This is a genomic window from Vibrio sp. ED002 (genome assembly GCF_023277445.1).
Taxonomy (GTDB): Bacteria; Pseudomonadota; Gammaproteobacteria; order Enterobacterales; family Vibrionaceae; genus Vibrio; species Vibrio jasicida.
In genome coordinates, this window is sequence record NZ_CP080238.1 from 719931 (window position 1) to 733272 (window position 13342).

General features: G+C 42.9%; 11 protein-coding genes. 9 read left to right on the forward strand and 2 right to left on the reverse strand.

Features of this window, described 5'->3' with window-relative positions; all coding sequences use genetic code 11:
* Positions 1–3 precede the first annotated feature (3 nt).
* The 8 genes from ITG12_RS03535 to ITG12_RS03570 all read left to right on the forward strand — a co-directional run bounded on the left by ITG12_RS03535 (position 4) and on the right by ITG12_RS03570 (position 7205).
* Complete coding sequence (locus ITG12_RS03535; RefSeq protein WP_038874907.1) at positions 4–522, forward strand: hypothetical protein; 519 nt, start codon at positions 4–6, stop codon at positions 520–522.
* Positions 519–3293 carry a TcfC E-set like domain-containing protein gene (locus ITG12_RS03540; protein ID WP_038874904.1) on the forward strand — a complete coding sequence of 925 codons (2775 nt, stop codon included), beginning with the start codon at positions 519–521 and terminating at the stop codon, positions 3291–3293. Before ITG12_RS03535 ends, ITG12_RS03540 begins: the two co-directional genes overlap by 4 nt.
* The gene (locus tag ITG12_RS03545; RefSeq protein ID WP_307718617.1) at positions 3293–3994 is read left to right on the forward strand and encodes a hypothetical protein; all 702 of its coding nucleotides are present in this window, start codon (positions 3293–3295) and stop codon (positions 3992–3994) included. Before ITG12_RS03540 ends, ITG12_RS03545 begins: the two co-directional genes overlap by 1 nt.
* On the forward strand, positions 3994–5034 hold the full coding sequence (locus ITG12_RS03550) for a hypothetical protein (RefSeq protein ID WP_038874901.1): 1041 nt from the start codon (positions 3994–3996) through the stop codon (positions 5032–5034). The genes ITG12_RS03545 and ITG12_RS03550 overlap by 1 nt, the downstream gene beginning before the upstream one ends.
* Positions 5034–5825, forward strand: a complete 792-nt coding sequence (locus ITG12_RS03555; RefSeq protein ID WP_050568798.1) for an outer membrane beta-barrel protein — start codon at positions 5034–5036, stop codon at positions 5823–5825. Before ITG12_RS03550 ends, ITG12_RS03555 begins: the two co-directional genes overlap by 1 nt.
* 84 nt (positions 5826–5909) lie before the next feature.
* Positions 5910–6338, forward strand: coding sequence for a helix-turn-helix domain-containing protein (locus tag ITG12_RS03560; RefSeq protein ID WP_248873614.1), 429 nt, complete (start codon positions 5910–5912; stop codon positions 6336–6338).
* Between the two features lie 2 nt (positions 6339–6340).
* Positions 6341–6766, forward strand: coding sequence for a hypothetical protein (locus ITG12_RS03565; RefSeq protein WP_038874897.1), 426 nt, complete (start codon positions 6341–6343; stop codon positions 6764–6766).
* A complete protein-coding gene (locus tag ITG12_RS03570) occupies positions 6732–7205 on the forward strand; it encodes a hypothetical protein (protein WP_227741110.1) in 474 nt (157 codons plus the stop codon). Before ITG12_RS03565 ends, ITG12_RS03570 begins: the two co-directional genes overlap by 35 nt.
* 29 nt (positions 7206–7234) lie before the next feature.
* Here ITG12_RS03570 and ITG12_RS03575 read toward each other — a convergent pair whose 3' ends face one another.
* A complete protein-coding gene (locus ITG12_RS03575; protein WP_152436605.1) occupies positions 7235–9574 on the reverse strand; it encodes a hypothetical protein in 2340 nt (779 codons plus the stop codon).
* 10 nt (positions 9575–9584) lie between these two features.
* Positions 9585–11945 carry a hypothetical protein gene (locus ITG12_RS03580; RefSeq protein ID WP_038874892.1) on the reverse strand — a complete coding sequence of 787 codons (2361 nt, stop codon included), beginning with the start codon at positions 11943–11945 and terminating at the stop codon, positions 9585–9587.
* A gap of 760 nt (positions 11946–12705) precedes the next feature.
* Between ITG12_RS03580 and ITG12_RS03585 the strand changes: the two genes are divergently transcribed.
* Complete coding sequence (locus ITG12_RS03585; protein WP_038874890.1) at positions 12706–13329, forward strand: HD domain-containing phosphohydrolase; 624 nt, start codon at positions 12706–12708, stop codon at positions 13327–13329.
* Positions 13330–13342 lie beyond the last annotated feature (13 nt).

Sequence of the window (13342 nt, forward strand, 5' to 3'; positions counted from 1 at the left end):
AACGTGAAGTTTTCTTTGATTCGTTCGTTATTTTGCATGTTGACTGGAACATTCGTTTTCAGCGTAAAAGCAGAAACACACATTTTTCAGTTGGTCAGTGAAATCGATAAAAGTCAGTTTTTCTCTCACCAGATTACTGACATCGCGTTTTCCCCTTCTTCATTAACACTAAAAACAAATACGAAAACGAACACATTTAATGATGCGTTCACTTTGTTGACGGTCATGACAGACATTCCGAGTTCTGACCAGTCAATGAAGTTTCAACTTTTTATGAAGAGCAACACTTCACAGTGTTACAGCGCGGATGAGACGGCCCTAGTAACACCGTCAGATTTTGCTCAAGTTTACATTGAGGGACAACCATTAACAGAGATTGAACCTATGTTAATGGAGTTCAATCAAGCTTCGGATGGCGTAAAGGTTGGCGAATACGACGTCAAATTTTCTTTCGGGACCTTGCCTGAGAGCGCGAGCTTATGTCAAGGCGAACTATCTGTGCTAGCGGAGCTTTCATTGTGAATAGAATTTCCACCGTTGCTACCAGTATTTTGGTAACACTTTCGTTTAGTGACACTTCTTTTGCGGCACCGATCCCTCAAGGTTTTCAGGATTTCTACGAGCAACAAGCTCGAGATGTAGAAATCAAAGGGCTGAATGGTTCGTTCATCACGTTGCCGATGTTAGTCACATACAACTCTGTGCAACTTCAAGATCAGAATGACGTTCAAACGTTAGTGGAACACTTAGTGCACTCTGGCTTAACCAAAGTGACGGCTACGAAAATTAGTAATGATTTGGTGCTTGGCGCAGAAAACAGCGTTGATTGTGTGGGTGACTTGAACCTGTGTTCTCTTAATCCTGAGTCATACGATGTTTTCTACGATTACCACACAAACAAGCTCTACATTTACGTCAACAAAACGTTGCTTGCCGATACAAAACCAGGAGCGATAAAGAAAGACTACGCGTCAACGTACAATGCAAATCCTGGTTTGATCAATCGCGCAAATGTATACACAACGTCAAGCTTTAACGGTAGCCCTAACTTGTCACTCAGTGACCAACTCATTTTGGGTCTACCTTATGGCTCGGTACACCTTGACACTTATGTTAGCAACCAAGAAGGAACCTCCGAGGTTAATTACGGTTACTACAATATCGAACACAAAAACTTGCGCCTAACCGCCGGCTATCATCAAGACCGCTTGGCATTGAACAGCACATCGTTTTTATTGAACGGCACTCAGTACCATGAAGCTAGTGTAAATCTATCTTCAAGTAAAAATCTAAGTCGAGCAAATAGCAATGATGACCAGTTTTTGTTTTTTTATGCCCCTTCTAGTGGCGTTCTAAAAGTTTACAAAGACGAACAGATCATCGTCCAAAAGTCGGTAACAGAAGGCCAAGGCAGTATTCGCTATTCAGAGCTTCCTAGTGGTGTTTACGACGTGATGGTAGAGATCACTGCAGGTTCTCAAGTGGTTTCCACAGAGTCAGTCCGTGTTTATAACGCACAAACCGATACGCTTAACACCGGAGAGTTCGACTATTTTATTTCAGCAGGTCAATTCCAAGGAGCGGATGTAGAGGTCATCAATGAAGACGATGAATTTGAAGCGCAGAAGACTGAGTCTTTCGAAGCAAAGCCTTATCTTCAAGGCATAGTGGCATATAAATGGTCTGATACTCAAACCCTCGCCTTAGGCTCTACTGTGACTGAAGAGCACAACATGGGGCAAGTTGGCCTCAAAGGGTATTTACCATTTGAGAGCCGCTATGAGGTGACGGCCTCTTCAATTGATGGCGAAGCCTCTTACTTATCTGGCTACTTAAATATGGGCCGCATCGGCGTCACCTATGAAAAGCTTGATAACGAAGAGAAGAACCGCTTTGCTCAGTATCTGTATGGCGCCGCGAGTAAGGAGCAACTGAGCCTATCGAGCAGCTTCACACTAGGTAAAAAAATCCGTGGATATGGGTCGGTAAACTACTTAAATCAGGCAGATATCTACAACAACGAGCGTAAAAACTGGTTCTTATCATCAGGGTTAAGTGCACCTTTCATGCTTGATTCTAATCTTGATGTCAACCTGAGTTACAACAACGAATCGTTGGCTTCTGACTTTGATGAAGGCGAACTGACTCTTGCTATTAATTGGTCTGTCCCCTTGTCCTTTAAGCTAAGAGGCAAGTCAAGTGTCACCATAGATCAAGATGGCTTTAGCCAATACACCAACAGTCTAGAAACTCGAGATCTGCTAGACAGTGAAGAGAAGGATCTCCGTCTAACGGCAAGCAACAGCTACTATGCAAACTCGTCGCAATCTTCACTCAATAATGTGACAGCTTATGCGGCAAACCGAAACGAACATTATCAGGCAGATGGTTTTGTGTACCTTGCTGACAACGGTGAAAAGTCAGTTAACGCGTCACTAAGCAGTACACAAGTTATTGGTAAGAATAGCATTCACTTCACTACGAAGCAGAGTGATGCGTACGTCTCTGTTGATACGAAAAACAACATTCGTTTTGACAATGGAGAGGACCAAACAAAAGGTTTGTTGGTGGTAAAAGCTGACGACAAAGTGAAGCATAAAGAATACATCTATGGTGATTCTGGTTTGATTTCACTCGATAAATATCAAACCAGCACTATCGAATTAGATGTGGAGAGTGTTGCGCTGCACAATACAGGTCAGCAAAACGCGACGGGTTATACGCACCCAGGAACGGTAATTGAACTCAATTCAAATGTCAGCCGAGTCATCAGCTTTGTAAGTAAATTCAAAGATATTTTCGGTAACGACATTGAGACTATCGAATGTGAAGGCCCTGCGTGTTTGTCTATCTCAAACATTACTTCAGGTATTCACAAAGTTGATGTTCAAGAAGGGCAAACTTTCTCACTCAAGAGCGGTGGCCAGCAATGTTATTTACCATCGGTAGACGATGCAAAACAATTAAACTTTGGCACAAATTACTGCCAGCCAGATCTTGAACCATTGGAGTCAATGGTTCTGGTCAAAAATAATCGAGAAATCAATGTGATGTACATCGGTCAATTTGATGACCTCACAGAGATCAACCAACAACTTAAGGCAATGACCAACAATGGCGCTGAACTGCTAACAACGCGTTTGGGCCGTAAGTCTTTTGTTTACCTGACTGGAGATAAGGATCTTCAACTCAGTCATCAACAACGTCAAAACATTGAAAACGTCGCTCAGTACGCCAACTCGGAAACGCAACAAGAGCGCGACTTTGTACTTAATAGACCAGAAGGTAACTGATGATGAAATCACTTCCAATTTTCGCTGCTGCACTTATTTCAACGGCAACTTCAGCAATGAACGTAGATACTATGTTGTTAGTAGGTGATGAATACGGAAACGGCGTTTTCACGATCTCAAACAATAAATCGACCACTGAGTTCATTCAATCGAATATCACTCAGCTGCAAGTTAAAAATGGCGAACTGACGCGCACACCTTATACAGAGTCAAACTTCTCTGATTGGCGCGTAACGTTAACTCATCCAAAGATGATCCTTGAATCAGGTCGCCAAAAGCAAGTTGGTGTGCGTTCCTTGTGTGGTAACAAATGTGATTTTAGCGAAGACCAATACTACCTAGTTAGCTTTGAACCATCACCTTACGACCCAGAAGGAAAATCACAGTCTGCTGTGACGATCAACTTTGGCTATCGTCCTCTCTTTGTGATACCTGCGAAAACACAGAAAATCGACTACTCAGTATCACTGTCGAACGGGAAACTGCACATCAACAACACGGGTAACAGCTTCATCCGCGCTTATGTGGACCAATGTACAGATAAGGTAACAGAAGACTGCGAATTTACCGCTATGTCCTTGTCAGGCCGTGAGCGCACGTATGAATTGCCTAAAAACATCTCAAAAGATCAAGTAGAAGTGACCGTTATTAACCATGACGAAAGCTACCATAAAAAGATAACGTTAAAGGATGGCAAGTAATGATTCGTTCTGCTTCTTGGTTACTGTTGCTTGCAGCCCCGCTGGTTCATAGTGCCACGCTTAATGTTCACATTGAAGGTCAACAATTGCGACTTGAGAACGCCATAGCTTTAGGTGGCAACACATACACCTTAAGTGACTGGACAGTGGCAAGTGGTCTTACTCCGACAGATCGTTTTCTCCCGGGCGCGTACCTAACCAACAAGCCAGATGAATTGACGTTAACTGGACCGACTGGGGCAAACGTTAATGCCCCTATCGGGCTGAAAGGCGTGCAATACAACATGTCATCTAACAATTATGTTCGTAATGACACTCAACTTGTAACCCCAAGCTGCGCAACATCGCAGCTATCTGGAAATACTGTCACTCTTGCCGATGACAGCACGCAAAGTTGTAGCGCTAGCTTTTCTCTTGATTACAGCAGTGAGGTTACCCCTTTTTATTTTTACAGACCAACCTTTGACTTGGATACAACCGCACTCCTAACCGCTTTGCAGGGACAAGAGAAAGGTGTGTACACGGCAACCATTCCTGCTGACATTCGATACTACTATCAGTCGTCAGGTGGCGCCCTCACCTATCGTGTTTTATCTGACGTTTTCACTGTCAATATCGACTATGTCCCTAACAGCTTGGAAAACATCGATGTTGCTGGTGATGGTGTAATGAACCCTACTTATGACACAACCAACCATACTGTGTCAGCTGAAACCATGTTCAATATTACCGCAACAGGAACCTTTAGCACGGGATTATCTATGACTTTGCTAGCCCATGATTTCACGTTGACGTCCAACACTGGGAAGACAGAAATCCCGTTTAGTATTGAATGTGCTTCCACCAACTGTGACGACCCTATTTGGGTAGAAAATGGTGTAAACAAACTGACGAATGACGAAACAAGTTATGTACTCGATGCGCCAACCAATGTGATTAATTTTGATTTAATGGTGAGTTACCAAGATATTCCTTCAACCGAAGTTGAATCCGGCACTTACTCTGGAAGTTTCACCGTTATGTTCGAGGAGTTGTATTAATGAATAGAACTACGTTCATAATGGGAATTATTGCAGGCTTCTCTTCTATTGTTATTGCAGAGCCTACCAACTGGTACGTGGGAGGCTCCCTCACCCATAACGGCAAAACGGATACCGAGTTCTCTGATTCCTCTTTTGGAGGAGGGATAAAGCTTGGCTATCAACTCTCTCCAACCTGGGCAATAGAAGTGTCAACCGGTACATATGGCCAGCTAGATATGCTCAAAGTCGGTGAATACCGAAACACCACTCAAAACATCTCTCGCTATGGAACCGATCTGTCGTTGCTGGGCACCTTGCCTCTCTCTAAACGCTACAAACTTTACGGTGGGTTGGGCATGATATCGGAAAACGACGAGCTCTCACCCATAGCACAAATTGGCATTCGATATGAGCTAAACCCGCTCTGGGCGTTCAACTTTGGCTACAAGTTCCTTTCCAGTCAGGAGCCAGACTATAAATTGCAATCATTGGGTTTCGGGATTCAATATCGATTCCAAAATACCAACACTCAAGTGCCCTCTCCTGTTTATGATGAGATTCAAGTGGCTTCTGAAACACAAACAGACAAGCAAGCTATATCGGTTATGGAATACACAGATCGCGACACAGAGTGTAAGGCCAACATATATCGCGTAAAAGAAGGGGATTGGTTGTACAAAATCGCAAGCCAACATCACATTTCCTTTACCGAGCTGATGTCAGCCAACGAAGGCTTTAAAACCCTGCGTGATATAGACGTTATTCATCCAAAGGATACCGTCATAATCCCAAACTTGCAGTGCCAATAAACTATGTTGCTTTGTATCAATGAGGCTAATCTCGCCATTGATGCCTATGACGACTCAACAAAAAGCTTAGTCATGTCGGTATCCATGAGCATAAGCAGCTTAAACATCGCGAAAACACTCTTCGACGACACCGACAAAATTTACAGCCGAGATGCCCTCATCGCGGCGGGTTGGCCAGATAAGCCTATCGGTTCTAACTCCCTGAACGTGAGTATCATGAAACTGCGTAGAAAACTGGCCACCATAAACTCAAACATTGAAATCCGGGCTTATCCAACGCTAGGCTACAAACTGGTTTTGCCTGTTGGTGTAAACCTAATGTCATTGCAATCAAGGGCAACCAACGACTTTGCTTCTCTCTCCGACTCAAAACAAACGGGAGAAAGAGCAGGACCATTGCAAACGCGGTCTTACCCAACTCGAGCTAACCTCCCCTCAATTCGCTGGGGAGATATTTTCCTTAGCGTTTTCATTTTGCTTTACAGCAGCGCGCTTTATTACTCTTTATACTGACTATGAACTTCAAAAGAACGATTGGCATTGCCTCGCTCATTGTTGCGATGCCTTTTATCAATGCTACTGGTGGCGATTTCACCGTGTACTCGCCCGTGACCTCAACACGACTAGAAACGCATTTACAATTTTCCCATGGCTTTTATTCATCACTCCAATTCATGCCCTATGACGTTATTCGTCATAGCCAAGGGCTTTATGCAGTGATAAACGATACGGTATTTATGCTGTCTTTTAACAAGAGTTATGAATTTTTAAATGGCAATCAAAATGCAGCCCAAACAATAACGCTCAACGCTAAAGATTACCTCTCTCAAATCAACGTCGCTCAACTCGATGAAAAAAGTAACACCGTTTATCTCAGCAAGAGGTTTGAATATGAAAGGCTCGATAATGTCGAAATTACTGGTCAAATGGGCTTCTGGTAAGTTCTCTTTGTGGAAGGTGTCGATAATTATAGGGGCCTTGGTAATCCTGAGCCCATGGCTAAGTTTGCTGGGCTCTAAGTTCTCCATAGAAAGCCAATTGAACAACCCCAGCCGAAAACTCAGCGTATACGTAAACAACGGTTTGTTTACCTTCATTACCACATTAGAAAACGGAACAATGAGAAAGAGCTCCGGCATTCTTGGTTACACAAACAACAGCTTTTACTTCTTGACGCTGAGCAGTCAGTACTTGTACATCGCTGATCACTCTTCACAAGCGTTTAAAAGGGATCTCATCAACGCAAACAACCGATATTTTGCCGCAAGAATTAAACGTCTGAGTAAACAAGAGTTTTTGCTTACCTATGATGAAGAGATTGAATCGGAAGGGACACAGGAGCAACTTGCCAGAATGTACGGGCAGTTGATGTGGTATTAAAAAGCTAGCCAAGATTGGCTAGCTTTTCATTAATCAAAAGACGCAAACTTAGCATCAGTAACGTATGTCATAACCCCTACAGAGTTACCATCACGACTAATTCGGCTGCTGATTTGCACCCAATAAGGTAGGCCTGGATCCATCCCTGCCCAATCCATGTTAAATGATACTGCTGGTTCTAGCGGTTTGTCTGAAGTCTCTGAAGAGTAAACCATAAAGTGGCCATTGTTATTTTCAAACCAAATATGTCTCTCATGAGAGGCAACATTCATATTCGCTAAGCCTACCGAGTTTCCATAGCCAGAAAAAACTTGCGTTCTCTCATTCCAGTAGTTGGTAACTATTTCAAACGCTTTGTTACTACGAGGTGAACCCGGTTGATTGGCTGCATCCCCCCAACCTGACTGAGGCACAATAGATTCTTGCTGAACGATAAACGATAACTTACCGGATATCGCATCTTTTTCTCCAAAGTTTTTGACTTTAACGTAACCAATAAAGTTTCTACCAGTAAAAGAGCGTTCATTAAATACTGATAGTGCTCTTATTGATCCGCCTGTTCCATAATAGAGTGATGGAATGCCGATATCATCGATCGGCAAAATCGTACCACTCTCCGCTGCAACACGATTCCACTTATTGCTTTCATTCACAGGCAAAGTTGAGGCCGTAACCGCGTCTTTAGACGAATAAGCAATTGAAGATTTTGCATTTGAACTACTTGTAACACTGATCACTTCATTGTTAAAAGATAAGTCTGTGTATGTGGTAACTGCTGATCCGCTTGCATCCGACAAAAGAGTTTCGCTTGTTTCATAATTACTGAACACGCCTTTTTCACGTTCAGATATGATTTCAATGTTCTGGTATGGCGCTAAACTTCCGTCTGGGTCAGTTACCTTTAAAGACACATCACTTACGTTACTATAAGGGCGCGTAACATATTCAATTTCACTTGAAAAATCCTTTACCGCCTCGCTATCTAACAACACACAGGTAACGAACCCTTCACCTGTTAACTTCGCTAACTCAGAAATCGTCCCATCTGTCGCGTTAATGCTCTTGCCAGCAGTTTCGGAGATCATATCTGCACTCCAAAAATCTGCACCTGCAGGCCAGTTTTGAGACGAAAAAAGGTTACCTTGATTTGCAATGAGTAGTTCCCATTCACGGTTGATTGGCAAACGTCCATTCCTTGTCGCACAGTAGTTTTGCGCTTGTTCAAGGTTCATGGTGACCACGTCCGCTCCTTTCGGCCCAGTAACCTCATCTTGTGCTAGATAATTTGTATACGCTGTATTGGTATAGTCCGCTAGCACCTTACTTACAGGAGCCGTAAACGTAATGTTTGCACCAATAGTTGAATCGTAAACCGTTACATCATCCCAGTCTTGAACCAGGCTAAAATCAGGCTCTACTTCAAGATAAACTTGTCCAACCGCGTATCCACCGCGACCATCATTAATGGTGTAAGCAACTTCATGCGCTCCCGGCTCTAAGGAACGAAAAGTAAAGGTATGCTCAGAAGCGGACGTAATTTCGGTCTCCGCATTGTAAGCTCTCACGGATTCGAGGATCACCGCATCTTCTGCATCAGAGATATAGTCCGTTAAATCAATCGTCACCAACATCCCTTTATCTAACTTCCCTTCACGGACATAGTTAAGGGCAACTGGCGGCGTATTCTGCGTATCAGAAACAGCAACATCAATCGTTCCTAGCTTGGTGACAGAACCATCTGTCATTGAGTAAGTAACTCGAGAAACGCCCACCTCAAATGGAGTAAAAGTAAGCACGTTGTTCGCCGCATCGCTATCCACGATACCGGCGCCAAGCACAGATGCATCAGACGATAGATAGAACACTGATGTATCAAGCTCCTCGGATAATTCCTGAGAAAGGTCAATCACAACAGGCGTATCAATATCCGTCGTTTCTGCAAGGTTGGGTAATGTATTATCAGCTGCTGTTTCAGACACAGAAACACGAGCAATTGAAGATTCCTCACCCACATAAAGCTCACTATTTTTTGGGGCGACTGTGTATTCGTATTGGCACTCGCCTACTTCATCAGAACTTGTCGTAAATGACTGTTCACCAATGGACGTAACCTGACAACTATCTCCTGATATTGAGCGCACAGATGTCACCTTCATCGCCGCGCTGACTTCATTTGTAGCCAAAACGTCGATAGCAACCTCTTCACTCACCAGTCCTTTAGATTGGATAGGAGAAGTTTCTATGTTCACTGTCTCAGGAGAGCTTCCTTCAACACTGTTGGATGATGAATCATTACCAGAACCACCATTACATGCGGATAAAATTAAAGATAAGGAGAAGATAAAGCTAATTTTTCCAAGTACTTTCATGGTCATACCTTTATAAATAACTTGCAAAGTTAGCATCAACGAGGAATGCCTCTAAATCTTCATAGTTTGTACTTCCGCCAGTGCCGACCCAATAAGGCTTGGTAGGATCTATATCCCCCCAATCGAAAGGCTTTGAAAAGTCCGGTTCACTCGGTCTGATTGGTGTATTCGACGAATAGTGGTACAAAAAATCTCCCTTTTTTTGGAACCATAAATATCGATCTTCATACCGAACATCAGCTGAGTTACTTCCTACAAAATTGTCAAAACCTTGATAAAAATTGAATTGGTTTTTTGAAAACTGGGTCACGATATTAAAGGTATCTGATGTGTGCGGCGCTCCAGGCTGATCTCGCTCAGGATCTTCCTCCTCATTGAACCAACTTTGATCAGGTAGATTTCCTTGTTGCTGGATAAAAAACGACACAGCACCACTACCCATTCGCCCTGTATTTTTTATGTGGAGAGCCATAACAAAATCATTTCCTGAAAAGCTCTGTTTATACACAGTGCTGCTACCCATTCCATCCGGAGAGTCATAACTAAAGAGGATAGGTACACCACTTTCACCGATAGACGGTAGAATGAGACCATATCTAATATCGACATGATTCCATTTAGTTCCATCTGTAGTCTCTAATGCCGATGCTCCCTCATCTGGGACAAACGGAAACAAATCCCTTACAGACCCAACTTCAGCAGCAATTACTGATTTACTAAACGATGTATCATAATAAGAAAGCTGTTGTGAACCATTGGAATCCATAACAAGAGATATTGAAGAGCTTCCAGAGTCAAATACACCAGCTTCACTTAATGCCTCTACTTCAACATCTTGATATGACGCAATCCCCCCATCAGGGTGAAGAACTTCAATCTGATAAACATACTCATTTCCTGTAGCCGATTGCTCTATCGCCGATACTGAGAAATCACCAACCGCCTCATCACTAAGATCAACACAAGTTGTGTACATAGCCACAGTTTTTGACTGATTGCCAACCAGACCATCATTCAAGTTAACCGTCGCTGCATTGGTTTCACTAACGTTCTCTGCTGTCCAATATTGATTACTCGTTGGCCAATTGTGGTTACTGAACGCACTGGTTTCATTTGCAATTAAGGTTTCAAGTTCACGTTGGAGTGGCAAACGACCACCACGCACCTTGCAGTATTGACGTGCTTGGGTGAGTGTTTGCGTTACCACCTCTGCATCTTTCAAACCATATTCACCATTTTCTGTATAGGTTGAGGTGTAAGAGGCATTTACGTAGTCTGCATATACTTTTGTCATTGGCGCAAAGAAACGGATCTCTGTATCAATAACTGGGTCGTAAGTGACGATATCTTCCCAATCTTGAATCAATGAAAAATCAGGCTCTACTTCGATTCGAGCAACCGATGTTGTGTAACCTCCCATGTGGTCACTGACGGTATATGCCACATCGTGAGCACCAGGTGTTGTCGACTCAAACGTAAATTGAGTATTCATTACGTCCGTTGGCGACAACAATGCGATCGTAGAGTTAAAATCTTCAACACTGACTAACTGAACGTTATCTCCATCCAAATCGGAGACATATGACGCAACATCTATCGTAGTACTTTCACCAAGTTTGATGAGCTCTTGATGAGCAAAAGCATTGGCGGTTGGCGGAGTGTTTTCAGTCAACTCCGAGACAGAAACCGAAATCGTACCTTGTTTGATGGCAGAGTCGCTTTCGTAGCTGTAGAAAATCTCACTCTGCCCTTTTCCTGTCGGCGTAAATTGAATGCGTTGTGAGTCGAGATAAGTGGCACTTCCGTTACCAATAACAACCATCTGTTCTTGTAACTTGTAGCTACTATCTGGCATCGAAGCACCTAACTCCGTTTCAAGGTCAATGATGATTTCTTGATTCTCGGTAGTTGAAGCTGTGATTCTCGGTAGCGATGTCGATGCATATGTTGAAGCAGAAGCAACACGAACATAAGACTCTGACTGTGCGCTATTGCTCATTGGAGAAACTCGGTATTGATACAGGCAATCTTGCGTTTCATTCGAGCTTACATCAAACGACGTTGAGCCAGAGCTGACGACCTGACAAGCATCCCCTGATAATGACTCGACAGACGTAATCTCAAACTCGCTATCATCGCTTGTATTGACATAACCAGTAACGTTAATAGAAGTGCGCTCACCAACAATAGCATTGTTACCGATGTTGGCAGAGAAGATCGCCGTATTGTCGACAGGTGAAGTAATTACCGGATTGCCCGAGCCGCCCTCGCTACCACCATTACACGCAGTAAGAAGTGTTGCGAGGGAGACGCTTGCTAGTAAAGATAGAGATGAATTCCTTTTCAACAGATACATGTTGAACAGTTTCATTGATGTCACTCGGTTGTTGAAGGTTCAACCATTTTGGCTGCAACACTTCAAAGTAACCACTAAATGACTATGATTAGTTATTAACGATTAAGACTATGATATTAAAATGATTAATTGGGAATTAATTGTTTTTAATTCATGAAATCCAGAGCGTTAAGGCTGGTTAGAAGCTTTTGACACTTTCTATTGCCTTAAGTAGTTGGCAAAAATCGAAGCAATCTTGAGTGCTGCTAATTTCATAGTTTAGAGAGTTGAAGTCCAAATGAACGGTAGCGACAAGCCGCGTTCTTTCGGGTGTCAGTTGAATGGTAATTCGGTTATTAACCAATCCTTGGGGACTTTGGGCATAACCAACTTCTTTTGAAAACTCAGCTATCGCCGTGCGCCATAGCGTTATGTGAAATAGTGTTCGGGTCATGGTGTGATAATTAATACTGATTGTTCGAGCGGCTATCATCCACACGAGCGGAATCAGTTACCAATAAATGGTTGTGAATAATGCCATTAATCGCAGATTGAAGAAGCATGGCTGTTAACCATTTTTGCCCACGCAACTACAATCTAAAACCCATTATCCCATAGATTTTCACTATAAGTTTTATACGATGCTATCTCGTTGATTCCAAACAATTACGCCATTATAAAAACTTCTAAAACACCGATTTAACCCTTATTAATTTCGATTCACGACCATTCATTTAACACAAGCACTAACCTTCACCATACTTGCCGGCCCAAACGAACGACTTAAGGTGTAGGTATGCAAAACGTCAAACTCAATCATGTGTATGCAATGGCATTGAACCACGCACATTCATTTACAGCACTTGAATTGCTGCAAGAAATGGCAGAGCACTCTCCGGAAACCTATACACACACGCTCAATGTATGCCTAGTCGCTCATGATTTTGGTGAGTTTCTGAATTTTACAGATGCGCAGTTAGAGCTGATTTTTGATGCAGCTCTAGTACATGACTTAGGCAAGCTAAAAACACCAACGGCGATCCTCCATAAACATGGCAAGCTTGAACCAATTGAACGTCAAGTGATGAGCGAGCATGTAAAGTACACCTACCAGATTGCAAGAGGTATTAAAGCTCTAGAAACAGCAACAATGGTTGGTGGTCTTCACCATGAACGTTGGGATGGGAATGGTTATCCATTTCGTCTTAAGGGCGACGAGATTCCATTTATCGCGCAAGTGCTCGCGATTGTCGACACATGGGACGCAATGGTTTCAGACAGAGCTTACAGAAAAGGCATGCCTAACTCGAAAGCAATCAATATCCTTTTAACCGAAAAAGATAAAGGCCAGTTTAATCCGAATCTCGTCGAGCTGTTTGTTACTTATATTGATTCTCACGGTAAAAGCAACCTGTCGTGAAAAACACTTTCTT